The organism is Nocardioides furvisabuli (assembly GCF_021083185.1).
Taxonomy (GTDB): domain Bacteria; phylum Actinomycetota; class Actinomycetes; order Propionibacteriales; family Nocardioidaceae; genus Nocardioides; species Nocardioides furvisabuli.
Window position 1 is genome coordinate 485,539 of record NZ_JAIGQB010000003.1, and the last position, 26,676, is coordinate 512,214.

Sequence of the window (26,676 nt, forward strand, 5' to 3'; positions counted from 1 at the left end):
GCACCAACCCGGCGTTACAGCGGGAGTGGGCGGGCAAGCGCCCTACGCCAGCGCCAGCGTCGCGTCCAGCACGAAGGCCGGGTCCTCCAGCCGGTCGCCGTACACCTCCCGCAGCTGCCCGACGCGGTAACGGACGGTCTGAGCGTGGACGAAGAGCTCCTCGGCCACGGCGTCGCGGCGTCCGTGGTTGAGCAGCCAGCTGCGGAGGGTGTCGGTGAGCTTCTCGGCCGTCGACGGCCGCAGGTCGGCCAGCGGCGCGAGGACCCGTGCGCGCAGGTCGGCGCGCGCCTCGGGGTCGGCGCCGAGCAGGAGCGCGGCGAGGTGCTCGTCGGCGTCGACCTGCCCCTCCAGCCCGAGTGCCGCGCACCGCAGTGCCCGGCGGTGGGACGCGGCGGCCTCGAGCCACGGCGTCGAGGGCCCGACGACCGCGTCGGTGCCCTGCAGGGAGCGCAGGAGCGCAGGCCGCGCACCGGCCGACCCGGTGCCCGGGGCGAGCAGGGAGGCGTGGCCCTCGGGCAGGCCGGGCACGTCGTCGCTGGACTGGAGGGTGCGCGGGTCGAGGGCGGTCAACGCGGCCGAGACCTGCGACTCCGGCAGCACGACCGCCGTCAGGGTGACCGGCGGGTCCCAGTCCGCGCGCTCTGCGGCGGCGTTGACCGCGTCGGCCGGGGCGCCGGTGAGCAGTGCCCGGGCGAGGCGCTCGAGGTTGCGCTGGCGCACGCGCCCGCTGCTCTCGAGCTCGTCGGTGTGCCCGGCGACGGACGCAGCGGAGAGCTCGTCGATGTAGGCGAAGACCAGCTCGGCGAAGCGCGCGAGCTGGCCCGGGTCGATGCCGGCAGCCACGGCGGCGTCCGCCATGTCGCGCCACGAGACCCGCGCGCCGACGCGGTAGGCCGCGAGCAACGCCTCGACCGTGCGCCCGCTGCGCGCCTCGCCGCGCCCGAGCTGGTAGGCGCCCTCGATCGCCGGCGCCTTGGGCGCGTCGGCGTCCTGGCGGGTGGCCAGGGTGAGGAAGCCGCCGAGGGCCAGCTGGACGGCGTTGCGGATCACCTCGCCCATCCGGCCACTCAGCGACCCGGCATAGCTCGGCACCTCGTCGATGATGGTCAGCACCGCACGGTTCGCGACCTCGGCCAGCCGCGAGCGCAGAGCGTCGGCCACCTGGGGGTCGAGGCCCACGACGGTGTTCATTTGTGTGGCGGGGCGCACAGAGCGTGATGCCATCAGGACTCCCGGGGTCGTTATTGTTCGCTGAGAACAAGAGTCTAGCCCCGATTCACGTGCCCGAGGCAGGAAGTCGCGGCCGCGATCAGCGACATTGGATGACATGAGCACGACTCTCGAGCCCCCGGTGCGCGCACGGCGACTGACGAAGACGGTCGGCGACCGCCTCGTTCGCGTCGCCGAGGCCGCCACCACGCCCTACCTGCCCGCCGACTTCATGGACCTGTTCGCGCCGCTGCGCCCGGGTGCCGACCTCCGCGGGCGCATCGAGTCCGTCGACCCCGAGACCGCCGACGCGGCCACGATCGTGATCCGCCCCGGCGCCGACTGGGCCGGCCACGTGCCCGGCCAGTACCTCCGCATCGGCATCGACATCGACGGCGTACGCCAGTGGCGGGCCTACTCGCTCACCCACGGCCCGCGCCGCGACGGCCGCATCTCCATCACGGTCAAGGCGGTGCCGGACGGCCTCGTCAGCAACCACCTCGTCCACGAGGCCCGGCCCGGCACGCTCGTGCACCTCGAGCAGGCCGCCGGCGAGTTCGTGCTGCCCCCGGAGGGTGGCAAGTTCCTCATGGTGACCGCGGGGTCGGGCATCACGCCCGTCATCGGGATGCTGCGCAACCTCTTCCCCAGCACCGACGAGGGCGTGCTGCGCCCGCCCCGCAGCGCCGAGCACGACATCGTGGTCGTGCACGTCGCGCCGAGCCACCCCCACTCGATCTTCATCCGCGACCTCGAGGCGCTCGACGCCGCCGGCGCGGTCCGCCTGGTGGCGAGGTACGACGACGAGCACGGCGTGCTCGACGTCGACGACCTGGCCACCCTGGTGCCCGACCTCGCCGAGCGCACCACGCTGGCGTGCGGTCCCGCCGGCCTGCTCGACGCCCTCGGCGCCCACCACGAGGCCGCCGGCCTCGCCCTGACCACCGAGCAGTTCCGCACCGCGCGCGTCGAGCCCGGCGACGGCGGCACCGTCACCTTCGCCTCCGGCGCCACGCTCGACCTCGACGGCGCGACGCCGATCCTCGACGCCGCGGAGGAGGCCGGGATGCTCATGCCGAGCGGCTGCCGGATGGGCATCTGCATGGGCTGCGTCATCCCCCTGCGCGAGGGCAGCGTCCGCGACCTGCGCAACGGCGCGATCACCACCGCCGTTCCCGGCGAGACCGGCGACATCAAGGTGCAGACCTGCATCAACGCCGCCGCCGGCCCGTGCCACATCGACCACTGACCCAGACCTCCCCCGACACCCCAGGAGATCGACATGACCACGATCCAGAAGAAGTCCGTCCTCGGGCAGGACAACCCGATCGCCCACCTCACCGAGGCCGACATCGAGCAGATCGGCATCGAGCTCGACGCCATCCGCCAGGACGTCCTCGACAGCCGCGGTGCCGCCGACGCGGCCTACATCCGACGGGTCATCGACACGCAGCGCAAGATCGAGCTCGGCTCGCGCGCGGTGCTGCTGTTCAGCGCCTTCCCGCCGGCCTGGGTGCTCGGCACGCTGGGCCTGAGCGTCTCGAAGATCCTCGACAACATGGAGATCGGCCACAACATCCTCCACGGCCAGTGGGACTGGATGCGCGACCCGAAGATCCACTCCAGCACGTGGGAGTGGGACATGGCCTCGCCGGCCGAGCAGTGGAAGCACAGCCACAACGAGCTGCACCACACCTACACCAACGTCATCGGCAAGGACAACGACCTCGGCTACGGCATCATGCGCGTGGACGAGGACCAGCCGTGGACGCCGGCCTCGCTCGCCCAGCCGGTGTTCTGCTTCATCAACGCCGTCTTCTTCGAGTACGGCATCGCGGCCTACGACCTCGAGCTCGGCTCGGTCATCGCCAAGAAGCAGACCAAGGACCCCGACTTCCGCCGTCGCGCCAAGCAGGTGCTGGGCAAGATCCGCAGGCAGGCCACCAAGGACTACGTCGTCCACCCGGCCCTGTCGATCCCGACCGGTTCCTTCCTGCCCACGCTCGCGGCCAACTTCACCGCCAACATCGTGCGCAACCTGTGGTCCAACTCGGTCATCCTCTGCGGTCACTTCCCCGAGGGTGTCGAGACCTTCGAGAAGCGCTCGATCGACGGTGAGACCAAGGGCGAGTGGTACGTCCGCCAGATGCTGGGCAGCGCCAACATCTCCGGATCGAAGGCCCTGCACATCATGACGGGCAACCTGTCGCACCAGATCGAGCACCACCTCTTCCCGGACCTGCCGTCCAACCGCTACGCCGAGATCGCCCCGAAGGTGCAGGCGCTGTTCGACAAGTACGACCTCACCTACTGCGCGCGCCCCATGCCGCAGCAGGTCTACTCGGCTTGGCACAAGGTCGTGCGGCTCTCGCTGCCCAACGGCTGGCTCAAGACGACCAACGTCAAGAACGCGCCGCAGCAGCTCGGCATCCTCTACAAGATGGCCACCGGTGACCGGCGTACGCGTCGCCTGCTCGGCCGCAAGCTCGAGAGCGAGGCCCGCGCGGCCGCCTGACCCGCGACCCGGTGGTCTGGACCTTCGTGCTGGCACGTATGTATCAGGGGGGTTCCGGGAGCATCCTTGTAGACATCAGGGAAGCACGGGGAGAGGCATCGAGATGAGCACGACCAGGGGAGCGGTCCGATGATCCGCATCGGTGCAGTGGGGGAGTCGGCGTACGACGGACGGGCCGAGACCGCGCAGCCGGTCCTGCCGAGGCCTCGTGCCGCGGGGGACGCGGCGACCGCGGGGAGTCCGCCCCGACGCTGAGTCACGCCCGTACGGCGGTCGGGGGGTCGCCGTACGGGCGTGGTGTCCCGTGGCGGACGAGGCGTGACCGCAGGTCCTTGACACGATCTCGGGCCTGTCTGGACCGTCTCTCGCAGACTTCGCCAAGGCTTCTCCTAGTCGCGAACGGCGTCCCCGCACGCTCCTACTCTTGGTCCCTCCAGGCGGTCCGTGGGGGACCAGCCGGGTGGGGCAGAAGGAGCCAGCTATGAAGCGCGAGCGCGATCACCACGTGGAAGACCTCTCGGGACGCATCAAGTCCCTCGACATGTTCACCGGTTCGCTGGTGGGCAGGTCGCAGCCGGAGCCGGCCGCGGAGGCGATCCCGGTGCACGAGCCCGCGCCGCTCCGGGCCCCGCTGCCACGTCGCTCGCGCGTGTTCCTGCGCCACGGCTCCGGGGTCTTCGCCGACCTCACCCTCACCGCGCCGCGACCGCGCACCGCGGTCGACTGACGCGTCACCCCCGGGCAGCGCCCGGGCGTGTGACCCACACATCGGCGCAGGTCCCGCTGCGCCTCCCCGGAGACCTCGGCTCGCTCACCTAGAGTCGCCCGGTGGTCTGGCTGGTCGGTGCGCTCCTGCTGCTCTGGCTGGGGTGGGGACCGGTCGTGCTTGCCGTCGCCGCGGCCCTGCTCTGCGTGCCGCGCGTGCGCTGGTGGGTGCAGGACCACACCCACGTCAGCCGACGGGTCGCCGGCGTCTCGGCCGCCGCGGTGGCCCTAGTCGTCGGCATCGCGATCGCGGTCCCCGACGGCTGGCTGCCGATCCCGCCCGCGCCCGGTGCCTGGGCCGGTCCGTCGTACGTCGGACGACCGGCGACCGCGCAGCCGGTCCCCGGCGAGCTGCCGCAGAACCCCCACCTTGCCGTCGCCGGGTGGTCACGCCCCGGCCCGCTCGGGCTCCAGCCCGACGTCGAGACCGCGTGGTTCGGCCTCCAGCAGTGCGGGCGCCTCGAGCCCACCTCCACCGGCCTGCTGCTCGCCCGGTGCACCGACCGCTCCGGTCCGAGCCTGCGCCTCGTCGACCCCGACACCATGCGACCAGTGACGAGCCGCGCGCTGCCGGAGGACGAGGCGTGCGACGACGACCCGTCCTACCTCGACGCGAGCGACCGGGTCGTGGCGGGGACCCGCGACCGCCAGGTGCTGGTCATCGGCACCCGGTCGGCGGAGGACGAGCCCGACCTGCCGACGGTGTCGACGACCGACCTCAAGCCCTACGTCCCCTTCGGTGACTGTCTCGTCGCGCTCGCGCCCGACTGGACGGGCACGACCTGGTGGGCGTCGCGGAAGGGTCTGGTCGGCACCATCGCTGCGGACACCGGGCAGGTGCAGGTGTCCGACCTCGGCGAGGACGTGGGCCGTCAGCTCGCCACCGACGAGTCCGGCGCCTACGTCGTCACCGATGCCGCGCTGCACCGCCTCGTGGCCGGGGCGGACGGCACACCCCAGGCCGTGTGGCGCAGCGAGTACGACGGCCCGAGCGGCTCGCTGCCGGTGCTGCTCGACGGCGGCGTCGTGGCGATCACCGATCGTGCTGACTCACGGCTCGGCGTGCTGTTCGTGGCTCGCGACGACGGGCGCCACCTGTGCCGCCAGTCCGTCTTCGAGGAGGACGACGGGGCGACCGCAAGCCCCCTGGCGCCGCTGGGGCGCGGGGTCGTGGTCGTCAACAACCACGGCTACTCCTCCCCGCGCAGCACGCTGCTGGGCTTCACCAGCAGTCCGGGCGTGGCACGCGTCGACCTCGTCGACGACGGGTGCGTCGTGCGCTGGACCAGCGACGCGGTCTCCCCGAGCTCGGGCGTGACGGTGAGCCGTCCGAACGGCCTCGCCTACGCGTGGACCAAGCGGCCGTCGCTGACCGGCGTGAGCGCATGGCACCTGACCGCGATCGACCTGCGGTCCGGACGGAGCATGTGGGGCGTGCGCACCGGCACCGGCCTCCTCGCCGGCAGCCACCACTCCGAGGTCGCCCTCGGCGCGGGAGGCACCGCGTGGCTCGGCACGCTCTCCGGGCTCGTGCGGGTGCAGGACCGCTCCGAGCGCTGACCGACCTGCCGCCTGCTGGTCACCGATCCCGGCGGTCGGTGCACGTCACGGGGTCACGGCCATGGAGGCGAGGACGCGATCGCCCAGCGCGGTGTCGCCCGAGACCCGGACGCTGCCGGGAGCGGCGGGACGGCGCCCGCCGGCGAGCAGGACGAAGGTCTCGCGGTCCATCGCCAGGGTGGTGGTGGCGTCGTCGGCGGACGTCCCGGGGCGGCCCCGGCCGTCGTCGCCGACCACCGCGGTAGCAGGCTCGTGGCCGTCCACCTCGAGGCGGACGACGCTGCCGACCGGCGCACCCGCCCGCTTGGCGACCATGAAGGGCAGGCTCTCCATCAGGTAGTCCGCCGCGTGCCGCGCGGGCGCCGAGTCGAGGTTGCCGGGAAGGTCGAGGGCGCGGCGGACGTCCTGCTCGTGCATCCAGACGTCGAGCGGGCGGTTGCGCAGCAGCAGGCCGGTCGTCCACCCGATCGCGCCGAAGGCGCCCGGAGCCGGCGCGGAGGCGTCGGTCGGCGGGTCGGCGAGGAGCTGGGTGTGGCGCGCCGTCGCGGACTCGCGGATCTCGCTGATGAGGTCGTCGGCCGGGTGGGCGCGCCGGGCGAGGACGCCCTGCTCGGTGAACTGCCCCATCATGCCGCGTGCGTGCGGTGCTTCGCCGACCTCGACGTCGTCATGGGGACGTCCGGCGAGGAGTGCCTCGAGGTGGGCGGTGTGCGCCGCCACGGCGTGCACGTCCCATCCGGGCAGGTCGGTCGGCGTCGTCCACTGGTCGTCGCCGACGTGCTCGAGCAGGTGGGTGAAGGAGTCGATCGCCTCCCACCACACAGCGACGAGGGCGACGAGGCGGTCCTGGTCCGTCATGCCCCGAGCCTAGGGGCACCGGCCGACACCGGGACCGCGTCGGACACCCCCACGGGTGTGAGGTGCGCGGGTCCGGGTCCCGGGAGGTCCTAGGCTTCCGTGGACGGTCGGCCCCGAGACCGACCGCGACACGTCAAAGGAGTCATCATGGGTATCGGCATCGGCATCCTGCTGCTCGTCATCGGCCTGGTCCTCCTCTTCGCCATCAAGGAGTTCCCCGACTCCCTGCAGGAGGTCGTCGAGCCGACCACCGTCGGCTGGATCCTGGTCATCGCGGGCGTCCTGGCCCTCGTGCTGGGCCTCGTCATGAACAACCAGCGCTCGAAGACCACCCACGTCGAGGAGCGCCGCGACGTCTGACGTCGCGCGTGGGGTGTCGGCGACCACGTCCCGACACCCCCTGCCGGGGGCACCCCGCGGCTACAGCCAGCCGCGGTCCTGCGCGATCCGCGCCGCCTCGCTGCGCGTCGTCGCGCCGGTCTTGCCGATCGCGGCCGACAGGTGGTTGCGCACCGTGCCCTCCGACAGGTGCACCCGCGCGGCGATCGCTGCCACCGGCGACCCGTCGAGGGCGTACGTCAGCAGCTCGCGCTCGCGCCCCGTCAGCGGGCTCGGCCCGTCGATCAGCGACTCGGCCGCGAGGTCGGGGTCGATGACCCGCAGGCCGGCGTGGACCCGCCGCACCGCGTCGGCGAGCTGGCGCGCGGGGGTGTCCTTGACGACGAACCCCGACGCGCCGGCCTCGATGGCGCGCCGCACGTAGCCCGGCCGCCCGAAGGTGGTCACCACGAGCGAGCGCACGCCCGGCAGCTCGCGGCGCACGGCCGCGGCGGCGTCGATGCCGGTGAGCCCGGGCATCTCGATGTCGAGCAGGCAGACCTCGGCTCCGGAGGCGCGGGCGGCGTCGACGACCTCGTCGCCGCGCCCGACCTGCGCGACCACCTCGAGGTCGGCCTCGAGGTCGAGGAGCGCGGCGAGCGCACCCCGCACCAGCGCCTGGTCGTCGGCGAGCAGCAGCCGGATCACGGCAGCGCCACCTCCACCCGCGTGCCCGGGTCCGCCGGGGAGACCGCCAGCGTGCCGCCGACCCCACTGACGCGCTCCCGCATCCCGCGCAGGCCGTTGCCCTCGCTGCCGCTGCACCCGGCGCCGTCGTCGGTCACGCAGATGCCCCGCGGGCCGAGCTCGATGACCACCGAGCGGGCACGCGCATGGCGTACGACGTTGGTGACCGACTCGCGCAGCACCCAGGCCAGCAGCGTCCGGTGGCGCGGGTCGGTGTCGGCGACACTGCCCTCCACCCGCGTGATGACGCCCGCGTCGGCGAGGACCTGCGGCGCGGCCGCGAGCTCGGCCTCGAGGTTGCCGGCCCGCAGCCCGCCGACGGTGGCGCGCACCTCGGCGAGCGCCTGGCGGGCCGTGGCCTGGATCGACTCCAGCTCCTCCTTGGCGCGCGCAGGGTCGACGTCGACGAGGCGGGCGGCGAGCTCGGCCTTCACCGAGAGCGCGGTGAGGGAGTGGCCCAGCACGTCGTGCACGTCGCGCGCGACGCGCTCGCGCTCGGCGACGATGGCGTGCTCACCGCGCACTGCGTGGGCGAGCTCCTCGCGCTCGCCGAAGATGCGGAGCATCACGCCGCCGATCATGACCGGCCAGAGCATCAGGAAGAAGAAGGTCGGGAAGTTGTCGAGGTCGAGCAGGGAGAGCAGGGGGAACGCGGCCCAGAAGCCCACGGCCCACTTCCACGCCGGGCTCGGGAGCTCCAGCGCGGAGAGGATGGCCAGGTAGGGGGCGTAGGAGATGACGCCGATGCCGATCACCGGCAGCGTGGCCAGCCCCAGGGCCACCATCACGGCGAGGCACACCCAGGTGTTGCGACGTCGGGAGTAGCCCAGCACGTTGGCCACGGCGAACCCGGCGATGCAGAGCCAGGCCCCGACCTTCAGCGCCACCGGCACCTCGGACTCCGCGACGGCGATGATCGGGAAGGCCAGGAAGACCAGCCAGATCGCGGCGAAGGCCCAGCCCCACTTCTCCCACGGGTTGTCGGGGAGCGGCTCGGCCTCGCGCGAGGCCGTCACGTGCGCGCCCGGCTGCGGCGTACGCCCCAGAGCGCCATGAGGCAGAAGATCACCGTCCACACGAGCACGTTAGCGACCGGCAGCCACAGCGCGTCACGTCCCGCGACGGGGAGGAATCCGTCGGTGAGCGGGAACCGGGCCAGCGCGACGTAGCCGTAGAGCGGGGTGAGCCGGCCGAGGTCGAGCATGAATCCGCTCATCGGCGTGAAGACGTTGCCGAGGAAGGCCAGCACGACGATCATGCCCGACGCGATGCCGGGCGCGTTGGGACCGCGGAAGACCAGGCAGATCGCCAGGCCGTAGACCGCGAACAGGGCCGAGCCCAGCCACACCAGGGTTGCGGACAGCAGCCAGTCCGACCAGTGGCCGCGCGCGCCGGTGGCGGCGCCGATGGCGTAGATCGCGACCACGGGGACGGCTGCGACGGCCATCGCCACGGCCGCCTTGGTCGCCACGAAGGCGACCGGGCGCATCGGTGTCAGGCCGAGCTGGCGGCCCCATCCCATCACCTGCTCGGTCGCGGCGCTGCCGGCGACGCTGGTGGTCGCGGTGACGGCGCCGTAGGCGGCCATCGAGATCATCACGTACATCGCGACGTTGCCGCTGCCGACCGGGTCGTCCGACCCGAGGCCGAACACCAGGAACATGAAGGTCGGCAGGCCGACCACGAAGAACATCCCGATCCGGTCGCGCAGCTGACGGCGCAGGTCGAGGCGGGCGTACGTCGCCATGGCAGGTCGTCGGACGGCGTGGGCCGCGGGAGAGCCCGCGCCATCGACGGCGGTCGCGGCGCTCATCGGGCCGCTCCGATCGGCTCGGTGGTGGACGCCTCGGCGGTGAGGGCGAGGAAGGCCGCCTCCAGGCTGGCGGCGGACACGTCGACGTCGGTGACGCCCAGGGGGGCGAGCGCCCTGCGCACCCGGGCCAGCCAGTCGGCGTCGATGCCGTCGGTGCCGTCGACCGCGGCCGGTGGGCGGAAGGTGAGGGTGCGTCCGCCGTACGCCGCCCGCACGTCGGTGGTGGCGGCGTCGTGGACGATCCGGCCGTGGTTCATCAACACGGTGCGCTCGGCGAACGCGTCGGCCTCGGCGAGGTAGTGGGTGGCGAACACGATCGTGCGGCCCAGCGCGGCGTCGGCCCGCATCGCGCGCCAGAACTCCTGGCGGGCGCCGACGTCCATGCCGGTCGTGGGCTCGTCCAGGACGACCAGGTCAGGGTCGGGCACCAGCGCCAACGCGAACTTCAGCCTCTGCTGCTCCCCGCCCGAGCAGGCCTCCACGCGGCGCGGGGCCAGGTCGGTCAGTCGAGCCCGCTCGAGGACCAGCTCGACCCGGTCGGTGCGGCCGTGGAGGGCGGCGATGGCACGGACCGTCTCCTCGACCGTGAAGTCGTTGAGCAGGCCCCCGGTCTGCATCACCGCCGAGACGCGGCCCGCCCGGACCGCCTCGGCGGGGCTCGTGCCGAAGACCTCGACGGTGCCGGCGTCGGGCCGGGTGAGCCCGAGCAGCATGTCGACGGTCGTGGTCTTCCCGGCTCCGTTGGGGCCGAGGAAGGCGACGATCTCACCGGGCTGGACGACCAGGTCGACGGCGTCGACCGCGACGACGGTGCCGCCGTCGGCGGCGCGGAAGGTCTTGCGGAGCCCCGAGGTGCGGATGGCGGGTGCGTGGGTGTCGGTCACGCCTCCAGCCTCGCCGCCCCGGTCCCGATGGGCGGGGGGCAGAGGTCACGACCTCGGCGTGACACCTGTCATGCAGGCCCGAACGCCGCTGTAACGCCGGGTTGTGTGCTGTACCCACCCGGACATGTCCAGGTGGGTACAAGCACCAACCCGGCGTTACAGCGGCTGGCCGTCCTCGACGGGCGCGGGAGCGAGGTGGGTCAGAAGGACGCCTCGTCGAGGTCCATCAGGTCGAGGGTGGTGGCCTCGGCGATGGCGCGCTCGGCGCTGATCTTCGGCAGGTTGGTCTGCGCGAAGAACTGCGCCGCGTGGATCTTGCCCTCGTAGAACGCCTTGTCCTTCGCCGACACCTCGCCGGACAGCTTGTCCAGCGCGACCTCGGCCTGGCGCAGCAGCAGCCAGCCGCAGACGACGTCGCCGAGGACCATGAGCAGGCGCGAGGTGTTGAGCCCGACCTTGTAGATGTTGCGCACGTCCTCCTGCGAGGACATGAGGTCGTTGATCATGTGACCGACGATGGCGTTGGCGTCCTCGAGCGCGGTGGCGAGCAGCGCCCGCTCGTTCTTGAGGCGACCGTTGCCGGCCTCGGAGGCGATGAAGCCCTCGATCTCCTTGGCCAGGTGGCCCAGCGCGCGGCCCTGGTCCTTGACGATCTTGCGGAAGAAGAAGTCCTGGCCCTGGATCGCGGTCGTGCCCTCGTAGAGGGTGTCGATCTTGGCGTCGCGGACGTACTGCTCGATCGGGTACTCCTGCAGGAAGCCGGAGCCGCCGAAGGTCTGGAGCGACTCGGTGCCGAGCAGCACCCACGAGCGCTCCGAGCCGTAGCCCTTGACGATCGGGAGCAGCAGGTCGTTGACGGCCGCGGCGAGGCGGGCCTCGTCGGAGTCGGCGGTGCCCTCGTGCTCGGCGACCATGACCTGGTCCTGCCACGTGGCGGTGTAGAGCACCAGCGCGCGCATGGCCTCGGCGAACGACTTCTGCGTCATCAGCGAGCGGCGTACGTCGGGGTGGTGGGTGATCGTCACGCGCGGGGCGGTCTTGTCGGCCGCCTGGGTGAGGTCGGCGCCCTGGACGCGGTCCTTGGCGTAGTCGAGGGCGTTGAGGTAGCCGGTCGACAGCGTGGCGATGGCCTTGGTGCCGACCATCATGCGGGCGTTCTCGATGACCTGGAACATCTGGGCGATGCCGTCGTGGACCTCGCCGAGCAGCCAGCCCTTCGCGGGCTCGCCGCCGCCGACCTGCGGGTCGCCGAAGGTGACCTCGCAGGTGTTGGAGACCTTGATGCCCATCTTGTGCTCGACGTTGGTGACGTAGACGCCGTTGCGCTCGCCGGTCAGCTCGCCGGTCTCGAGGTCGAAGTGGTGCTCGGGCATCCAGAAGAGCGAGAGGCCCTTGGTGCCCGGGCCGCCCACGCCCTCGACGCCCTCGGGGCGTGCGAGGACGAGGTGCATGATGTTCTCGCTCATGTCGTGCGTGGCGCTGGTGATGAAGCGCTTGACGCCCGTGATGTTCCACGAGCCGTCGTCGTTGGCGACGGCCTTGGCGCGGCCCGCGCCCACGTCGGAGCCGGCGTCGGGCTCGGTGAGGACCATCGTGCAGCCCCACTGGCGGTCGACCATGTGCTGGGCCACGGCCTTGTCGCGATCGTTGCCGTTGCGGTGGACCACGTTGGCGAAGGCGGGGCCGGCGGCGTACATCCAGATCGGCGCGTTGGCGCCGAGCACCATCTCGCCGATGGCCCAGACGAGGGACGAGGGGGCGGGGGTGCCGCCCATCTCCTCGAAGACCTGCAGGCGCCAGAACTCAGCGTCCATCCACGCCTGGTAGGAGGTCTTGAACGACTCGGGCACCGGCGCGCTGTGCGTGGCGGGGTCGAACACGGGCGGGAAGCGGTCGCTGTCCTCGTAGGAGGAGGCGAGGTCCTCACGGGAGAGGCGCTCGACCTCGCGGAGGATCTCGCGGGCGCTCTCGCCGTCGACGTCACCGAAGGGTCCGGTGCCGAGCACCTCGTCCCGGCCGAGGACCTCGAAGAGGTTGAACTCGATGTCGCGGAGGTTGGTCTTGTAGTGGCTCACTGCTTCCACCTGTCAGGTCGCGTGCGGGTGCGGATCACGGGGGCGAGCCGCGCTGGGAGGGCGCGTGCTACTCGCCGGTAACAAAATGATGCCTCGCCGACGGGCGTCACGCAACACGAACCCCGGATCTGCCTCGTCACACGCGGGGTGCAACACGCCCGTCGAAGCGCGTGTTTGTCGATAACGTCATGTAGGTCTACTCTTTCACCTGACAAACGTCACTCACTCGACTCAACTCGTGAAAGGGGCTCGCCCGTGCGCAAGCTCATCGTCCTCGGCTTCGTGGGGCTGCTCGCCCAGCTCATCGACGGCTCCCTCGGCATGGCCTACGGCGTGACGTCATCGACGCTCCTGCTCGCCGCCGGTGTCGCCCCCGCCGCCGCCTCGGCCGCGGTCCACTTCTCCGAGCTCGGGACCTCGCTGGTCTCCGGCGCCTCGCACCACAAGTTCGGCAACGTCGACTGGCGCACCGTCTCGATCCTCGCGGTGCCCGGCTTCGTCGGTGCCTTCCTCGGCGCGACCCTGCTGTCCAGCATGGACGCGGCGGTCGCCAAGCCGGTCGTTGCGGTCATCCTGCTGAGCCTCGGTTTCTACGTCGTCTACCGCTTCCTGCGCCTGGGCGGCGCACGTCCGACCTTCAAGGGCCGGCCCTCGGTCGCCTTCCTGGCGCCGATGGGCCTCGTCGCCGGCACGCTCGACGCCGTCGGCGGCGGTGGTTGGGGCCCGGTCGGCACCACGTCGCTGCTCTCCAGCGGCCGCCTCGAGCCCCGCAAGGTCGTCGGCTCCATCGACACCTCGGAGTTCGTCGTCGCGGTCGGCGCCTCGCTCGGCTTCCTCTTCGGCCTCGGTTCGGCAGGCATCAACTGGGGCTACGCCGGTGCGCTGCTCGTCGGCGGCGTGATCGCTGCGCCGATCGCCGCATGGCTGGTGCGCCACCTCGCCGCGCGCGTGCTCGGCACCGCCGCGGGGGGCCTGATCATCCTGACCAACTCCAAGACCCTCCTCGAGGCGGTGGGCGTGCCGGGCGTGGGCGTCGCCGCGACGGCCGCCACCGTCTTCGTCCTGTGGATCAGCGCGATCGTGTGGGCCGTGAAGCAGGAGCGCCTCTCCCGCGTCGCCGCGCACGACGAGGCGGAGCTGCAGCCGGTCTGAGGGGCTCGTCCCGATGCCGTACGCCGACCTGCGACCAGGACGGCGTACGGCGTCTCGGTCCCGCGGCGCCAAGACGAGTGAGTGTCTCGACTTGTCTGACAAACTGGCTCCATGCGCGTCTCCGCCAAAGCCGACTACGCCCTTCGGGCCCTGATCGAGATCGCGGTGCGCACCGACGACACGGCCGTCAGCGCCGAGCAGCTGGGCAAGGCCCAGAGCATCCCGCACGGCTTCCTCCAGGCGATCCTCGCCGACCTCCGACGCGCCGACATCGTGGTGTCCCAGCGCGGCCAGTCGGGCGGATGGCGCTTCGCGCGCAAGCCCGCGTCGGTCACCGTCGCCGACGTCATCCGCGCCGTCGACGGTCCGCTGGTCTCGGTCTACGGCCTGCGGCCCGAGGCGGTGGAGTACGACGAATCGGCCCAGGTGCTGCAGCACGTCTGGATCGCGGCGCGCCACTCGCTGCGCATGGTCTTCGAGCAGGTGTCCATCCAGGACCTCGCCGACGGCACCCTGCCCGAAGGGGTCGCCGCGCTGACGCAGGACGACGACGCCTGGCAGCCCCACTGAGGGTCGGCTCAGGCAGCCAGCCTCCGGTTCACCAGGCGGCGGCGCTTCGAGATCTTCGAGAGCCGCCGGTCCAGGCGTGCCTCCTCCTCGATCAGCGCGATCCGCGCGACCTGGGCGGCGAGCTGGTCGTCGCCGAGGTCGGACGGCAGGACGTGCGTACGCCCCTCCTTCACCTGTGACGTCCACGCGGTCGGCGGCGCTGCTGCGAAGCCGCTGGTGACCACGAGCACGACGCGGAACCCGGCGAGGCCGTCGAGCGCGAGGGCTGCCTGCTCGGGGGTCGCGTCGAAGAAGTCGGGCACGCTGACGAAGCAGTCGGACCCGCTCCTGTCGGCCCTGCGGCAGACCTTCGCCCACGCGCCCTCGACGTGCTTGCGCTTCAGGCCGGCGGCCTTGTGGGTGCGACGGATCTCCACGCCCGCGTGGACGAGCACCTCGGGGTCGACGTCCGGGACGACGATCCGGCCCAGGGCCAGCGCGTCGGTCATCGCGGTCACGTCGACGGAGGTCGGGCCGATGTGGAGCAGGAAGAGTCTCTTGGCCATGGCGCCAGCCTTGCGGCGTACGGCGTCCGGGGCGTGAACGCGGTGGGACGTCGCGTCGAACTCCTGCTGCTAGCCGGGGTCGACCGCGCGCAGCCAGCTGACGAGCGGGCGCAGGGTCTTCCAGTCCGCCCGGACCCGGTCGAGGAGACCGGCGTCGATGGCGTCGGCCCCGAAGCCGTAGGACTTGTCGGCGATGAGCTGCTTGCAGCGCAGCAGCTCGATGCGCGGGTGGTCGGCGGACCAGCCGCGCGGTGAGGTCTTGAGCCGTTCGCCGCCGAGCTCGAAGCCGTCCCTCTCCAGGCGCTTCAGCAGCCGCTCGAGCGCCGTGCCGGACTTCTCGTCGGCCATCGCCTCGCGGATCGCCGCCAGCCTCGGGCCGTCGGCGTCGTAGAACCCGGCGCCGACGCGGGTGCCGCGCGCGGAGATCTCGACGTACCAGCCCGTCGACGGCGCCGCGGCGACGTAGGCGCCCTGGTGGGTCTTGTAGGGCGTCTTGTCCTTGGCGAAGCGCACGTCGCGGTAGGGGCGGAACACCTTCGCCGGGCCGAACTCCGGCTCGAGCTCGGTGACGAGCGCCCTCATCGGCGCCTCGACGGACTCCTTCCAGACGGCCTTGTGGGCCTCCCAGAACGACTTGGTGTTGTCCATCTCGAGGTCGTCGTAGAAGTCGAGCGCGGCGACGGGGAATCCGGTGAAGCTCACGTCAACCGACGTTAGCCCAGACGTGCTCGTCACCCTGCTCGCCGAAGGACGTGAGGGTGAGGACGTCACCCCCGCAGACGGGCTCGCCGAGGAAGGCGTTGCCGACGGAGGCGGTCTCGTAGGCGACCTCGAGGGTGCGCTGCGGCGTCCACCGCATCAACCGGGCCGGCTCGTCGTCACCCTGCGGGTCACGGACGAAGAAGACCGAGTCGCCGCACGGGACCGCGGTGCCGGTCGTGCCGGGGCCGAGGTCGAAGTAGGCGCCGTCCGCAGAGGCGAGGAACCGCGCCTCCTCCTGCCGGCGCGGCCGGGGCACCTCCGACCACAGCGCCCCGTCCACGGTGGCTGCGACGTCCCAGGCGGTGCAGTCCGTCGCGCCCTCGACCGGCTGCGGGAGGCCGCTGCCGTCGAGGAGGTTGGCCGTGCGGCAGGCGACCGGACGCGCGTCGTCGAAGGTCATGATGCCGACGCCGTGCGCACTGGCGGTGAGCCCGGAGAAGCCGGACCGGTCGGGGGCGCACCAGCCGTCCTCGCCGTTGGCGTCGGCCAGCGCGCCGGTCGCCAGGCAGTAGGCGTCGTCGACGTACGTCGGGTAGTAGAGGTCGCCGGCGGTGAGCGCCCACGAGCCGCCGCTCGCCGCGGGCGGGGACACCACGTCGCGCTGCTCGCCGGTGGCGAGGTCGACGGCGACCACCTCGCTCGGGGCGGACTCGGCCCTGTCCTGCTCGACCACGACCGCCCACTCGGTGCTCATCAGCACCTCGGAGATCGTGCGGCCGCCGCCGGCCTTCACCGTGACGGCGTCCCCGTCGCGGGTGAGCTCGACCTGCGTGCCGCCGGCGTCGGCGAGAGCCTCCCACTCGGTGCCCTTCACGTAGCGGGTGCCGGTCGGGACGCCGGTGTCGCGCCACTCGAGCAGTCCCGGGGCCGGCTCGACCACCGCGGGCTCTCCGACGGTGCCGCCGGTGGGTGCTGCGGACGTCTGGCTCGGGGCTCCGTCCGTGCTGCCGGGCGGGGCGGTCGGCGCGTGGTCGTCGCCCGGCGCGTCGGTGCCGCACCCGGCGAGCGCGACGAGCAGCGCCAGCGCGACCGTCGTACGGACTGGCACCTCAGACGCCGACGTTGTGCTGGAAGTGGTCGAGGTTGGCCCGGTAGGACTTGTAGGCGTTGCGCCACTGGACGCGGCCGATCGCCGGCTCGCTGGGGTCGAAGCGCGACTGGTCCCACGGCTCGAAGTAGCCGATCTTGCGGTTTCCTCCAGCGTTCTGGTCGAAGCCGCGGCCGACCTGGAAGTGGCCGGACGCGTCGTCGTCGAGGTAGGGGTAGTACTGCTTGAGCAGGACCGGGTGCAGGACGACGGGCGCCTGGTAGTCGTGGACGTGGCGCATCATCAGGCGGTACCACTGCTTGAAGGTGAAGTCGCTGATGTCGAGGACGACGTAGGGGCCGGCGTGCGCCTCGTCGTCGTACGACGTCTTGTTGTTGATCACGCGCACCATGTCGGTGATGGCGGTGCCGGCGGTGGTGGTGCCGAGGCGGCGGGCCCAGTAGGACTGGTTCTTGCGCCTCTGGTCGTTGCCCCAGCCGATGGCCTGCATCGCGGCCGGGCCGCACCAGTAGGTCGTGTTCTGCGACTGCACCTGCGACTCGTCCATGATCGCGAACTTCTCGGGGTACTTGCCTCCGAAGCCGCCGCGGGCACTCAGGGTGGTGGCGAGCTCGGGGTGCCTGGCCGCGAAGCCGTCCGGGAGCGCGACGCCCTGGATCTCGTGGCGCAGCAGCCAGACCTTGCCGACCGAGCGGGCCGCCATCGTCAGCTCGGCGCGCTCAGCCGCGGCGCGCGCGGTCGACGTACGGGTGCTGGCGCGGGCGAGCAGGCCGTCGGCGTCCAGGCCGCCGGTGCGTTCGGCGCGACGGGCTCGCGGCTGGGTCTCGAGGCGGGCGGCGAGGGCCGTGCGGGTCTGGTTGGTCCAGCCGAAGCCGAGGCAGTAGCGCTGCCCCTCGAAGGTGGCGCACCGCACGGACGCCCGCGCCCGCGCCGTACGCCCCTGCGCGCGGTCGAGCGCGGCGCCCTCGGCCAGCACGCGGTCGATCTCGCGGCGCATCTCCGGCGTCAGCTCGCCGCGGCCGACGGCACCGTGTGTCCTGGTCGTCTCGGCGGTCGGGGAGAGCCCGTCGCGGTCCGCGTCGTCGTCGGGCAGGAGCGGGACGGCGCCGAGCGTGAGCGCGAGCGCGGCCGTCGCGACCGCGACGGGGTGGCGCCAGAGCGGACGGCGTACGTCGTCGCCGGCGATGCGGTGGGCCACGACGCGAGCGAGGAGTCGAGGGAGAGGGCGGGGGAGGTGAGGCATGGGGAAGACCTTCGATCCGAGAATGCGGACAACTCACTGTCCTCTCTGGCCCCAGAAGGCGCAAGTTTCCCATCTGTCCCATGCCGCGATCCCCGGGTACCCGGGGAAAGTGGAGGTTCCGGTGCGAAGTTTCGGGGGTGAGGCTCCAGATTCCCCGGGTACCCGGGGAACGCAACGAGCGAGGACGAGACGCCCGACGAGGAAGAAGAGGAAGAACTGGAGCGGATGACGAGATTCGAACTCGCGACATCGACCTTGGGAAGGTCGCGCTCTACCAGCTGAGCTACATCCGCATGCCGTCCAGGGACGGCGGGCCAGATGCTACCCGAGCCCGGCTACGTCAGTCTCGACAGGTGGGGATGCTTGGCAGAGACCGTGTCGCCGGAGGAGCGTCCGGTGACCCGGCGGTGCACCCACGGCACCAGGAACTCGCGGGTCCATCGCGCGTTGGCCCGCCACTGCTCGCGCCGCCCGAGGACGGGGAGCGGTGGGACGGTGACGGGCTCGAGCCCGTGCTCGACACCGATCGCCTCGAGGACGGCGTGGGCCATGTGGGTGTGACCGTCGCTGTTGAGGTGCATCCGGTCGGTGTCCATCACGCCGGCGATCTCGATGTCGCGCATGCGCCACATGTCCACCACGGTGGCGCCGTGCCGATCGGCGATCTCACGCACCCACTCGTTGAAGATCGCCATCCGCCCGCGCACGGGGCCGTAGATCCCGCGCCCGCCCGGGTCGAAGATCGTGAACATGACGACCCGCGCCCCGGTCGCGGTGAGCCGCGCGATGGCGTCGTCGTACGTCCGGGCGAGGGCGTCGATGTCGACGCGGGGCCGCAGGACGTCGTTGCCGCCGCCGTGGATGGTCACCAGGTCCGGCTCGAGGGCGATCGCGGCGTCGAGCTGCTCGGCGACGATCGGGCCGAGCTTGCGCCCGCGAACGGCGAGGTTGGCGTAGCCGAAGTCGTCGGTCTGCTGGGCGAGGACCTCGGCGACTCGGTCGGCCCAGCCGCGCAGGCCGTTGGGGCGCGTGGGGTCGGGGTCGCCGACGCCCTCGGTGAAGGAGTCGCCCAGGGCGACGTAGCGGTGGAAGCTCACCGCACCATTGTGATCAGCCCTCCCCGCGGGGCCGAACGAGGGCTAGGGTCGGCCGCGTGCTGCTCTCCGACCGCGACATCACCGCAGAGATCGACGCCGGGCGGATCGCGCTGGACCCGTGGGATCCCGCGATGCTGCAGCCCTCCAGCGTCGACGTACGCCTCGACCGGTTCTTCCGCGTCTTCGAGAACCACCGCTACCCCCACATCGACCCCGCCGCCGACCAGTCCGAGCTGACGCGCGAGGTCGAGCCCGAGGGCGACGAGCCGTTCATCCTGCACCCGGGCGAGTTCGTGCTCGGGTCGACGTACGAGGTCGTGTCGCTGCCCGCCGACATCGCCGCGCGCGTCGAGGGCAAGTCCTCCCTGGGCCGGCTCGGCCTGCTGACCCACGCGACCGCGGGGTTCGTGGACCCGGGGTTCTCCGGGCACGTGACCCTCGAGCTCGCCAACGTCGCGACCCTGCCGATCAAGCTCTACCCCGGCATGAAGATCGGCCAGTTCTGCTTCTTCCGGCTCTCCTCGCCGAGCGAGCACCCCTACGGCTCGGAGAAGTACGGCTCGCGCTACCAGGGCCAGCGCGGCCCGACCCCGAGCCGATCCTTCCAGAACTTCCACCGCACGTCCGTCTGAGTCGTACGCCCGTCCCCTCACGCCGAGCCTCGGGGTAGTCCACCGGGAAATGGTCGTCCCGGCGCGCCCGGAACAGCCGTTTCCCGGTGGACTACCCGGCCCCGGCAGCCACATCCCGGTGGACTACCGCGCCCCGTCCGCCGGCCGGATTACGGCACACCCGCGTTGCCTAATTCCCGCGAGGTGTGGTTAGGCTGGCCTTACTTAGGCAACCCTCACAAACTGCACGGAGCACTGATGAAGCGAATCCTCGTCGCGCCGCTGGCCGCCGCGACCCTCCTGGTCGCGGCCCTCGCCGGCTGCAGCACCGGATCCACCGACGCCACCGCCGGTGCGGCGGACCCGACCACGACGACCACGGTCGACCCGGACGCCTTCCCGGTGAGGATCGAGCACGCCCTCGGCGAGACGACGATCGAGGCCGAGCCCACCCGCGTGGCGACCCTCGGCTGGACCGACCAGGACAGCGCGGTCGCCCTCGGTGTGGTGCCGGTGGGCGCCACCAAGATCACCTGGGGTGGCAACGAGGACGGTTCGACCGCGTGGTTCGACGCTGCCGTCGAGGAGGCCGGAGCGGAGGCGCCTGTGAGGTACGACGACGCCGACGGCGCCCCGATCGACGAGATCGCCGAGCTCGCGCCCGACCTGATCCTGGCGACCAACTCCGGCATCACCGAGGCGGAGTACGCCAAGCTCTCCAAGATCGCGCCGGTCGTGGCCTACCCCGAAGCGCCGTGGACGACCAGCTGGCAGACCTCGCTCGAGATGATCGGCCGGGCGCTGGGTCGCACCGCGCTCGCCGAGGAGGTGGCCGCCGAGACCGAGACCACCCTCGAGGAGGCCAGCGCCGACAACCCCGAGCTCGACGGCGCGGAGCTGATCTACGGCTACCTCACGCCCACCGACCTGTCGACGGTCGGCATCTACGCCCCGGCAGACCCGCGCGTGGCCATCCTGCGCGACCTCGGCATGGTCGACGCCCCCGCGGTCGCCGACGCGATCAAGCCCGGCGAGTTCTACGGCACGGTCTCGGCAGAGCAGGCCAGCGAGCTGGGCTCGGACGTCTTCATCACCTGGGTCGAGTCGTCCGACGACGTGACGCAGATCGAGCAGGACCGCCTCGTCGGCGCGATTCCCGCGGTCGCCGGGGGCCACTTCTACGCCGAGGACGACAAGGCCACGGCGATGGCGTCCACCAACCCCACGCCGCTGTCCATCCCGGTCATCATCAGCGACTTCGTGCCCCACGTCGTCGCGGCCATCGAGGGCGCCTGAGTGAGCACCCTCCCCCTGGCGCGGGAAGCCGCCTCCGGTCCCCTGGGGGGAGGCCTGGGGCGGCGTCCCGCACTGCCCGCCAGCGTCGCGATCGCGGTCGCGGCGCTGGTGGGTGCTGCGGCGCTGTCGCTCCTCGTGGGGGCGCGGGCGGTGCCGCTCGAAGCAGTGTGGGACGGCAGCCACCCGCTCCACCCGGTCGTGCAGGCGCGCCTGGACCGCACCCTGCTGGGCCTCGCCGTCGGAGCCGCGCTCGGGCTCGCGGGCGCGCTCATGCAGGGCCTGACCCGCAACCCGCTGGCCGACCCGGGCATCCTCGGCGTCAACGCAGGCGCCACCTTCGCGATGGTCGTCGCCCTCACCGTCCTCGGCACGACCGGCCTGGCCGAGCTGCTGCCGGTGGCCTTCCTCGGTGCCGCCGTGGCCGCGGTCGGGGTGCACGCCATCGCCTCGATCGGGCGTGACGGCGCGACCCCGATGAAGCTCGCGATCACCGGCGCCGCGCTCACCGCAGGCCTGAGCAGCTGGACCACCGGCCTCCTGCTCGCGGACCGCAAGACGATGGAGTCCTTCCGCTTCTGGCAGGTCGGCACCGTCGGTGGCCGTGGCCTCGACGTGCTGCTGACCGGCCTGCCGTTCCTCCTCGTCGGCGCGGTGCTCGCGCTGGCGGGCGCGCGCCTGCTCAACACCCTCGCGCTCGGCGAGGACCTCGCCCGCGGCCTCGGCCGCCGCACCACCCGCGACCGCATCGTCGTCGGCCTCGCCGTCGTCCTCCTCGCCGGCACCGCCACCGCGCTCGCCGGTCCCATCGCCTTCGTCGGCCTCGTCGTCCCCCACGTCGTCCGCAGCCTCGTCGGCCCCGACCACGTGCGCGTGCTGCCGTTCTCGATGCTCGCCGGCGCGGTCCTGGTGGTGGTCGCCGACACCGCGGGTCGCGTCGTCCTGCCGCCGTCGGAGGTCCAGGTCGGGATCATGTTCGCGGCGGTCGGCGTACCCGTCTTCATCGCCCTCGTCCGTCGCACCGGGAGGGCCTTGTGAGCCTCACCCTCGAGCGCCGCGAGACGTCGACGGCTCCCGACGCCGTCGAGGTCGTACGCCGTGCGCGCCGCGCGCCGCGGGTCCACCACCGGCGCCTGGTGGCGGGCCTCGTGCTCGCCCTGGCCGGCGCCTTCGCGGTGCGGGTCCTGCTCGGCGACTACACCGTGACGATCCCCGACTTCGTGCGGATCCTCGGCGGGGAGCAGATCCCCGGCGCGACCTACATCGTGATGGAGTCCAAGCTGCCCCGCGCCGTGCTGGCGGTGCTCGTCGGGGTCGCCTTCGGCGTGGGCGGCGCGATCTTCCAGACCACGCTGCGCAACCCGCTCGCGAGCCCCGACATCGTCGGGGTCAGTCTCGGCGCGAGCGCCGCGGCGGTCTCGGCGATCGCGCTCGCCGGCTGGTCCGGATGGCCGGTCTCGGCCGCGGCGGTGCTCGGCGCGCTCGGCGTGGCCCTCCTGGTCCGCGCCGTCGCCGGCGACCACGGCGGCTTCCGTCTCGTGCTGGCGGGGATCGGCCTGGCGGCCGCGATGCAGTCGGTCATCCAGTACGTCTTCACCCGCGTCGACGAGTGGGACGTCCAGCTGGTCCTGCGCTGGCTCACCGGCAGCGTCAACGGCGTCGCCTGGACGGGTATCGGCCTGCTCGCCGTCGCCCTCGCGGTCCTGCTGCCGGCCACCGCGTGGGCGGCGCGCTCGCTCGCGGCGAGCGAGCTCGGCGACGACGCCGCCGCGGGCCTCGGTGTGGGGCGTGCGCGCACCGAGCTGCTGATGCTGCTCGGCGTGCTCCTCGTCGCCGTCGGCGTCGCGGCCGCCGGCCCGGTCGCCTTCGTGGCCTTCCTGTCGGGCCCGATCGCCCGCGCGCTCAACCGGGGACGTACGACGCTGCCCGCCGCCGGGCTCGTCGGCGCCGTGATCGTGCTGGTCGGCGACCACGTCGGCGCCTACGCCGTCGCGGACCTCAACCTGCCCGTCGGCGTCGTCACCGGCGCCTTCGGCGCACCGTTCCTGCTCTGGCTGCTCGCGCGCGGCCCCCGTCACGGACTCCGTGGAAGGAGGGCGGCATGAACCCCGCCGACCCCACCAGCAGCGCCCGCCTCGCGGCGAGCGGTCTCACGCTCGGCTACGCCGACACCGACGTCGTGCGTGAGCTTGACCTGCAGGTGCCGCACGGCAAGGTGACCGTCGTCGTCGGCGCCAACGCGTGCGGCAAGTCGACCCTGCTGCGCGGGCTGGCCCGCCTGCTGCGCCCACGGTCGGGGGCGGTGCTGCTCGACGGCGAGGCGATCCACCGCCTGCCCACCAAGCAGGTGGCGCGCACCCTCGGCCTGCTCCCGCAGAACCCCACCACGCCCGAGGGCGTCACCGTCGCCGACCTCGTCGGCCGCGGCCGCCACCCGCACCACGGGCCCTTCGGTCGCCTCGGCCGGACGCGCCAGGAGGACGAGCAGGCGGTCGCCGAGGCGCTCGTGCTGACCGACACCCTCGAGCTCGCCGACCGCATGGTCGACGAGCTGAGCGGCGGGCAGCGCCAACGCGTCTGGATCGCGATGGCGCTCGCCCAGGGCACCGACCTGCTGCTGCTGGACGAGCCGACGACCTACCTCGACGTGGCCCACCAGATCGAGATGCTCGACCTGCTCGCCGAGCTCAACGCCCGTCGCGGCACCACGATCGTCATGGTGCTCCACGACCTCAACCTGTCCGCGCGCTACGCCGACCACCTCGTGGCCCTGCTCCACGGCCGCATCGTGGCTGAGGGGACGCCGCGCGAGGTCGTCACCGAGGAGGTCGTGCGCACCGTGTTCGGCCTCGACAACCGCGTGATCGTCGACCCGGTGTCGCACACGCCGCTCGTCGTCCCCGTGGGACGGCACACCCCTGTGCCTGCCCCCGCCAGCCCCGTCGAGGAGACCCGATGACCGTGACCACCTCCGTGCTCCCGATGCTGCTCGCCGATGTGGAGGTCGTCTCGGTCGAACGCATCAGCCCGACCTTCGCCCGCGTCGAGCTCGGTGGCCCCGAGCTGGCGCACTTCGGCGTCGACGGCCCGCGCTACGACCAGCGCATCAAGCTGGTCCTCCCCGACCCGGAGACGGGTGGGATGACCTCGACCGAGGGCGCGGACGAGACGTGGCTCGCCACCTGGCTGGACCGCCCCGCCTCCGAGCGCGGCCACATGCGGACGTACACGATCCGCGACGTGCGCGGCTCGGGCGTGCAGACCACCTTCGTCGTGGACATGGTGCTGCACCTCGAGGGCGACCTCGTCGGACCCGGGTCGCGATGGGCGTCCACGGCGGCTCCGGGCGACCGCATCGTGGTGCTCGCGCCACGTCGCGGGTTCCCCTACGGCGGCATCGAGTTCGACCCGACCCCGGGCGCCGAGCTGCTGCTGGTGGGCGACGAGACCGCGGTGCCGGCAGTCTGCTCGGTGCTCGAGCAGCTGCCCGACGACGCCCGCGGCACGGCGTTCCTCGAGGTGCCCGTCGCGGCCGACGTCCAGGACGTACGCCGTCCCGCCGGCGTCGAGGTCGTGTGGCTGGCCCGCGAGGGAGCCGAGCTCGGCCTGGGCCTCCACGCCGCCGTCGTGGCGCACCTCGGCCCAGTCTCGATCAGCGTGGCCGCCGCGACGGTCGAGGTCGCCCCGGACGAGGTGGACCCGGACCTGTGGGAGACCCCGACCTACTCGTCGTCGGGCGAGGAGGTCACGGACGACGCCGGCGGGGTCGGCGGGACCTACGCCTGGATCGCGGGGGAGTCGACCGTCGTGACCGGCCTGCGCCGGCACCTGGTCAACGAGCTCGGCTTCGACCGCGGCCGCGTGGCCTTCATGGGCTACTGGCGTCGCGGCGTCGCGATGCGGTCCTGAGCCGCGACGCCGCGGCTCAGCGGCGCTTCGGGGCGCGTGGGGAGTAGCGCACGCGCTCGGCGATGCGGTGCCGGGCGATGAGCTCGAGGTCGGTGAGGGACTCGTACATGGTCGTGCTCCTTCCTGCTCGGTGATGGGGGTTGCGTCAGGACTGGTGGAGGGTGACGTCGCCCGAGGCGGTGGTGGCACGCACCTCGAGGTAGGGCTGGTCGGGGGCGGGCTCACCGGTCGACGGCAGGCTCGACGACAGCCGGCCGCTCGCGGTGCGGACGTCGGTCCACACCGGAGTCCCGGCGCGTACGCCGATGCGGACGTCGCCGCTGGCGGTCCGGGCGGTCACCCGCCCCGACGCCGCCTCGCCGACGACGAGGTCACCGGACCCGGTCGTGAAGACGGCCTCCCCGTCGAGCGTGCCGACCTGGGCGTCGCCGGACCCGGTCTTGATGGCCACCTCGTCGCCGACCACGCCGACGCGCACGTCCCCGCTCCCGGTGGTGACGACCAGGCTGGAGTCGGCGCGCCGCACGAGGACGTCGCCCGAGCCGGTCTTGACCTGCGCCTCGCCGACGAGGTGCTCGGCGACGAGGTCGCCGGAGCCCGACTGGACGACCGTGTCGCCGTCGACGACGTCGAGGGAGACGTCGCCGGATCCGGCGTCGACGCGGGTGTCGTCGAAACGCCCGTGCAGGCGTACGTCGCTGCTGCCGACCTTGGCGTCGACGCGACTGGCCACCGGCACCTCGACGACGACCTCCGCGCGGGGGTCCTTGCCGAAGAAGCCGCCGCTGCGCGGGGGCGCGATGATCGCGATGCGGCGCGGTCCGTGGCCCTCGGACAGGTCACGGACGTCGTACTCCTCCGCGCGCTCGCCGGTGATCCGGACGGTCGTCTCCGTGGTCGAGGTGGCGGTGATGTCGACGAGGCCGCGGGCGTTCTCGACGTAGAGGTCGATCGGCCCGGGGGTGTCGAAGCTGCGGTCGAGGTGCTGGCTCATCGGTGTCTCCGGTCAGTGTGAGGGTGTGCTCGTCCGACGGGCCGGCCGGTGCCGGTCCGCTGTGGTGCGGTGTCGTGGGTGAGTTGGGGTGGACCCGCTGGTCAGAGCCAGCCGGTCATCCGCCTGGCGTTGCCCTGCCCCTGCCTCCTGGTCGCCGCGAACGGGTCGTAGCCGACGAACGGGATGCTGCTGAGGTCGACGTCGATGTTGATCGCGTGGTCGTTGGACGCGGCGCGCACGACCCCGACCAGCCAGGTGTTGAGGCTCTGCCCAGCGGCCGCGGCCCGTTCTTCGGCCCGGGCCTTGACGGCCTCGGGGATGCGCAGCGTGATCCGGGCCAGGTCGCCGTCCTCGTCCTCCGGCGGCGCCGGGGCCGCCGGAGGGGGAGGCGGGGCCGGGACGGCGCTCGGCGGGGCGACCTCGACGACGAAGTCGAGCTCGCGACCCACGAGGCGTACGTCGACGCTGCCGTCGGGCAGCTCGGCGGTGATCTCGGCCGCGGCGTGGGAGATCGCCTCCATCAGTGCGAGGCGAGCGCTCGGGTCGAGGGCGTAGGCCAGGCGCTCGGCGGCCTGCTTGAGCTCCTCGCCGCCCGCCTCGGCCGCGGCGACGAGGTCGCGGCGGAGGGAGTCGACGTACGGCGTGATGTCCATGTGCACCATCGTGACATCACCATGGTGTCATTGCAATGGTGAGATGACGTCACCT

The 26,676-nt window shown here is 72.5% G+C and carries 27 protein-coding genes and 1 tRNA gene; 13 read left to right on the forward strand and 15 right to left on the reverse strand.

What is annotated here, in order from left to right; translation table 11 throughout:
* Positions 1 to 42 precede the first annotated feature (42 nt).
* Complete coding sequence (locus tag K4G59_RS08705; RefSeq protein WP_231250565.1) at positions 43 to 1,224, reverse strand: PucR family transcriptional regulator; 1,182 nt, start codon at positions 1,222 to 1,224, stop codon at positions 43 to 45.
* Positions 1,225 to 1,327: 103 nt separating this feature from the next.
* On the opposite strand from K4G59_RS08705, the gene K4G59_RS08710 reads away from it, so the two are divergent.
* The 4 genes from K4G59_RS08710 (at position 1,328) to K4G59_RS08725 (ending at position 6,049) form a co-directional block, all read left to right on the forward strand.
* On the forward strand, positions 1,328 to 2,458 hold the full coding sequence (locus tag K4G59_RS08710) for a ferredoxin reductase (protein ID WP_231250566.1): 1,131 nt from the start codon (positions 1,328 to 1,330) through the stop codon (positions 2,456 to 2,458).
* 33 nt (positions 2,459 to 2,491) lie between these two features.
* The gene (locus K4G59_RS08715) at positions 2,492 to 3,724 is read left to right on the forward strand and encodes a fatty acid desaturase family protein (protein ID WP_231250567.1); all 1,233 of its coding nucleotides are present in this window, start codon (positions 2,492 to 2,494) and stop codon (positions 3,722 to 3,724) included.
* Between the two features lie 481 nt (positions 3,725 to 4,205).
* Positions 4,206 to 4,451 carry a hypothetical protein gene (locus K4G59_RS08720; RefSeq protein ID WP_231250568.1) on the forward strand — a complete coding sequence of 82 codons (246 nt, stop codon included), beginning with the start codon at positions 4,206 to 4,208 and terminating at the stop codon, positions 4,449 to 4,451.
* A 101-nt stretch (positions 4,452 to 4,552) separates the two neighbouring features.
* Positions 4,553 to 6,049: a PQQ-binding-like beta-propeller repeat protein gene (locus K4G59_RS08725; protein WP_231250569.1), complete on the forward strand. Its 1,497-nt coding sequence runs from the start codon at positions 4,553 to 4,555 to the stop codon at positions 6,047 to 6,049.
* A 45-nt stretch (positions 6,050 to 6,094) separates the two neighbouring features.
* Here the strand turns inward: K4G59_RS08725 and K4G59_RS08730 are convergent, their stop codons facing one another.
* On the reverse strand, positions 6,095 to 6,907 hold the full coding sequence (locus K4G59_RS08730) for a maleylpyruvate isomerase family mycothiol-dependent enzyme (protein ID WP_231250570.1): 813 nt from the start codon (positions 6,905 to 6,907) through the stop codon (positions 6,095 to 6,097).
* Positions 6,908 to 7,054: 147 nt separating this feature from the next.
* Between K4G59_RS08730 and K4G59_RS08735 the strand changes: the two genes are divergently transcribed.
* Complete coding sequence (locus K4G59_RS08735; RefSeq protein ID WP_231250571.1) at positions 7,055 to 7,267, forward strand: DUF6458 family protein; 213 nt, start codon at positions 7,055 to 7,057, stop codon at positions 7,265 to 7,267.
* Positions 7,268 to 7,327: 60 nt separating this feature from the next.
* On the opposite strand, the gene K4G59_RS08740 is transcribed toward K4G59_RS08735, so the two are convergent.
* The 5 genes from K4G59_RS08740 to K4G59_RS08760 form a co-directional block, all read right to left on the reverse strand.
* Complete coding sequence (locus tag K4G59_RS08740) at positions 7,328 to 7,933, reverse strand: response regulator transcription factor (protein ID WP_231250572.1); 606 nt, start codon at positions 7,931 to 7,933, stop codon at positions 7,328 to 7,330.
* On the reverse strand, positions 7,930 to 9,048 hold the full coding sequence (locus K4G59_RS20440) for a sensor histidine kinase (protein WP_231250573.1): 1,119 nt from the start codon (positions 9,046 to 9,048) through the stop codon (positions 7,930 to 7,932). Before K4G59_RS20440 ends, K4G59_RS08740 begins: the two co-directional genes overlap by 4 nt.
* Entirely contained in the window at positions 8,985 to 9,785 is an 801-nt protein-coding gene (locus K4G59_RS08750; protein ID WP_231250574.1) for an ABC transporter permease, read from the reverse strand. Before K4G59_RS08750 ends, K4G59_RS20440 begins: the two co-directional genes overlap by 64 nt.
* Positions 9,782 to 10,669, reverse strand: a complete 888-nt coding sequence (locus tag K4G59_RS08755; protein WP_231250575.1) for an ABC transporter ATP-binding protein — start codon at positions 10,667 to 10,669, stop codon at positions 9,782 to 9,784. Before K4G59_RS08755 ends, K4G59_RS08750 begins: the two co-directional genes overlap by 4 nt.
* Positions 10,670 to 10,869: 200 nt before the next feature.
* Positions 10,870 to 12,744, reverse strand: a complete 1,875-nt coding sequence (locus K4G59_RS08760; protein ID WP_231250576.1) for an acyl-CoA dehydrogenase — start codon at positions 12,742 to 12,744, stop codon at positions 10,870 to 10,872.
* A gap of 255 nt (positions 12,745 to 12,999) precedes the next feature.
* On the opposite strand from K4G59_RS08760, the gene K4G59_RS08765 reads away from it, so the two are divergent.
* A complete protein-coding gene (locus K4G59_RS08765; protein ID WP_231250577.1) occupies positions 13,000 to 13,896 on the forward strand; it encodes a sulfite exporter TauE/SafE family protein in 897 nt (298 codons plus the stop codon).
* Positions 13,897 to 14,007: 111 nt separating this feature from the next.
* Positions 14,008 to 14,466 (forward strand): RrF2 family transcriptional regulator, encoded by a 459-nt coding sequence (locus K4G59_RS08770; protein WP_231250578.1) that lies wholly within the window; start codon positions 14,008 to 14,010, stop codon positions 14,464 to 14,466.
* 8 nt (positions 14,467 to 14,474) lie between these two features.
* On the opposite strand, the gene K4G59_RS08775 is transcribed toward K4G59_RS08770, so the two are convergent.
* The 6 genes from K4G59_RS08775 to K4G59_RS08800 form a co-directional block, all read right to left on the reverse strand.
* Entirely contained in the window at positions 14,475 to 15,011 is a 537-nt protein-coding gene (locus tag K4G59_RS08775; RefSeq protein WP_231250579.1) for a hypothetical protein, read from the reverse strand.
* A gap of 69 nt (positions 15,012 to 15,080) precedes the next feature.
* On the reverse strand, positions 15,081 to 15,713 hold the full coding sequence (locus tag K4G59_RS08780) for a DUF2461 domain-containing protein (RefSeq protein WP_231250580.1): 633 nt from the start codon (positions 15,711 to 15,713) through the stop codon (positions 15,081 to 15,083).
* Between the two features lies 1 nt (position 15,714).
* Positions 15,715 to 16,821 carry a hypothetical protein gene (locus K4G59_RS08785; RefSeq protein WP_231250581.1) on the reverse strand — a complete coding sequence of 369 codons (1,107 nt, stop codon included), beginning with the start codon at positions 16,819 to 16,821 and terminating at the stop codon, positions 15,715 to 15,717.
* A 1-nt stretch (position 16,822) separates the two neighbouring features.
* Positions 16,823 to 18,019, reverse strand: coding sequence for a C39 family peptidase (locus K4G59_RS20445; RefSeq protein WP_231250582.1), 1,197 nt, complete (start codon positions 18,017 to 18,019; stop codon positions 16,823 to 16,825).
* A 262-nt stretch (positions 18,020 to 18,281) separates the two neighbouring features.
* A tRNA-Gly gene (locus K4G59_RS08795) sits at positions 18,282 to 18,357 on the reverse strand.
* A 42-nt stretch (positions 18,358 to 18,399) separates the two neighbouring features.
* Positions 18,400 to 19,161, reverse strand: coding sequence for an SGNH/GDSL hydrolase family protein (locus tag K4G59_RS08800; protein WP_231250583.1), 762 nt, complete (start codon positions 19,159 to 19,161; stop codon positions 18,400 to 18,402).
* A gap of 56 nt (positions 19,162 to 19,217) precedes the next feature.
* On the opposite strand from K4G59_RS08800, the gene dcd reads away from it, so the two are divergent.
* The 6 genes from dcd (at position 19,218) to K4G59_RS08830 (ending at position 24,974) form a co-directional block, all read left to right on the forward strand.
* Positions 19,218 to 19,793 carry a dCTP deaminase gene (gene dcd, locus K4G59_RS08805; protein ID WP_231250584.1) on the forward strand — a complete coding sequence of 192 codons (576 nt, stop codon included), beginning with the start codon at positions 19,218 to 19,220 and terminating at the stop codon, positions 19,791 to 19,793.
* 237 nt (positions 19,794 to 20,030) lie between these two features.
* Positions 20,031 to 21,068, forward strand: coding sequence for an iron-siderophore ABC transporter substrate-binding protein (locus K4G59_RS08810; protein WP_231250585.1), 1,038 nt, complete (start codon positions 20,031 to 20,033; stop codon positions 21,066 to 21,068).
* Positions 21,069 to 22,103: a FecCD family ABC transporter permease gene (locus K4G59_RS08815; RefSeq protein WP_231250586.1), complete on the forward strand. Its 1,035-nt coding sequence runs from the start codon at positions 21,069 to 21,071 to the stop codon at positions 22,101 to 22,103.
* Positions 22,100 to 23,170, forward strand: coding sequence for a FecCD family ABC transporter permease (locus K4G59_RS08820; protein WP_231250587.1), 1,071 nt, complete (start codon positions 22,100 to 22,102; stop codon positions 23,168 to 23,170). Before K4G59_RS08815 ends, K4G59_RS08820 begins: the two co-directional genes overlap by 4 nt.
* Positions 23,167 to 24,024 carry an ABC transporter ATP-binding protein gene (locus K4G59_RS08825; RefSeq protein ID WP_231250588.1) on the forward strand — a complete coding sequence of 286 codons (858 nt, stop codon included), beginning with the start codon at positions 23,167 to 23,169 and terminating at the stop codon, positions 24,022 to 24,024. The genes K4G59_RS08820 and K4G59_RS08825 overlap by 4 nt, the downstream gene beginning before the upstream one ends.
* Positions 24,021 to 24,974, forward strand: coding sequence for a siderophore-interacting protein (locus K4G59_RS08830; protein ID WP_231250589.1), 954 nt, complete (start codon positions 24,021 to 24,023; stop codon positions 24,972 to 24,974). Before K4G59_RS08825 ends, K4G59_RS08830 begins: the two co-directional genes overlap by 4 nt.
* A gap of 145 nt (positions 24,975 to 25,119) precedes the next feature.
* Here the strand turns inward: K4G59_RS08830 and K4G59_RS08835 are convergent, their stop codons facing one another.
* Both K4G59_RS08835 and K4G59_RS08840 read right to left on the reverse strand, forming a co-directional pair.
* Positions 25,120 to 25,968: a DUF4097 family beta strand repeat-containing protein gene (locus K4G59_RS08835; protein WP_231250590.1), complete on the reverse strand. Its 849-nt coding sequence runs from the start codon at positions 25,966 to 25,968 to the stop codon at positions 25,120 to 25,122.
* 101 nt (positions 25,969 to 26,069) lie between these two features.
* The gene (locus K4G59_RS08840) at positions 26,070 to 26,621 is read right to left on the reverse strand and encodes a toxin-antitoxin system HicB family antitoxin (RefSeq protein WP_231250591.1); all 552 of its coding nucleotides are present in this window, start codon (positions 26,619 to 26,621) and stop codon (positions 26,070 to 26,072) included.
* Positions 26,622 to 26,676 lie beyond the last annotated feature (55 nt).

Bases quoted from the DNA above. Each gene is read 5' to 3' on its own strand.
- K4G59_RS08705 (WP_231250565.1), bottom strand. From the start codon at position 1,224: ATGGCATCACGCTCTGTGCGCCCCGCCACACAAATGAACACCGTCGTG.
- K4G59_RS08710 (WP_231250566.1), top strand. From the start codon at position 1,328: ATGAGCACGACTCTCGAGCCCCCGGTGCGCGCACGGCGACTGACGAAG.
- K4G59_RS08715 (WP_231250567.1), top strand. From the start codon at position 2,492: ATGACCACGATCCAGAAGAAGTCCGTCCTCGGGCAGGACAACCCGATC.
- K4G59_RS08720 (WP_231250568.1), top strand. From the start codon at position 4,206: ATGAAGCGCGAGCGCGATCACCACGTGGAAGACCTCTCGGGACGCATC.
- K4G59_RS08730 (WP_231250570.1), bottom strand. From the start codon at position 6,907: ATGACGGACCAGGACCGCCTCGTCGCCCTCGTCGCTGTGTGGTGGGAG.
- K4G59_RS08735 (WP_231250571.1), top strand. From the start codon at position 7,055: ATGGGTATCGGCATCGGCATCCTGCTGCTCGTCATCGGCCTGGTCCTC.
- K4G59_RS08750 (WP_231250574.1), bottom strand. From the start codon at position 9,785: ATGAGCGCCGCGACCGCCGTCGATGGCGCGGGCTCTCCCGCGGCCCAC.
- K4G59_RS08770 (WP_231250578.1), top strand. From the start codon at position 14,008: ATGCGCGTCTCCGCCAAAGCCGACTACGCCCTTCGGGCCCTGATCGAG.
- K4G59_RS08775 (WP_231250579.1), bottom strand. From the start codon at position 15,011: ATGGCCAAGAGACTCTTCCTGCTCCACATCGGCCCGACCTCCGTCGAC.
- K4G59_RS08810 (WP_231250585.1), top strand. From the start codon at position 20,031: ATGAAGCGAATCCTCGTCGCGCCGCTGGCCGCCGCGACCCTCCTGGTC.
- K4G59_RS08825 (WP_231250588.1), top strand. From the start codon at position 23,167: ATGAACCCCGCCGACCCCACCAGCAGCGCCCGCCTCGCGGCGAGCGGT.
- K4G59_RS08830 (WP_231250589.1), top strand. From the start codon at position 24,021: ATGACCGTGACCACCTCCGTGCTCCCGATGCTGCTCGCCGATGTGGAG.
- K4G59_RS08835 (WP_231250590.1), bottom strand. From the start codon at position 25,968: ATGAGCCAGCACCTCGACCGCAGCTTCGACACCCCCGGGCCGATCGAC.
- K4G59_RS08840 (WP_231250591.1), bottom strand. From the start codon at position 26,621: ATGGACATCACGCCGTACGTCGACTCCCTCCGCCGCGACCTCGTCGCC.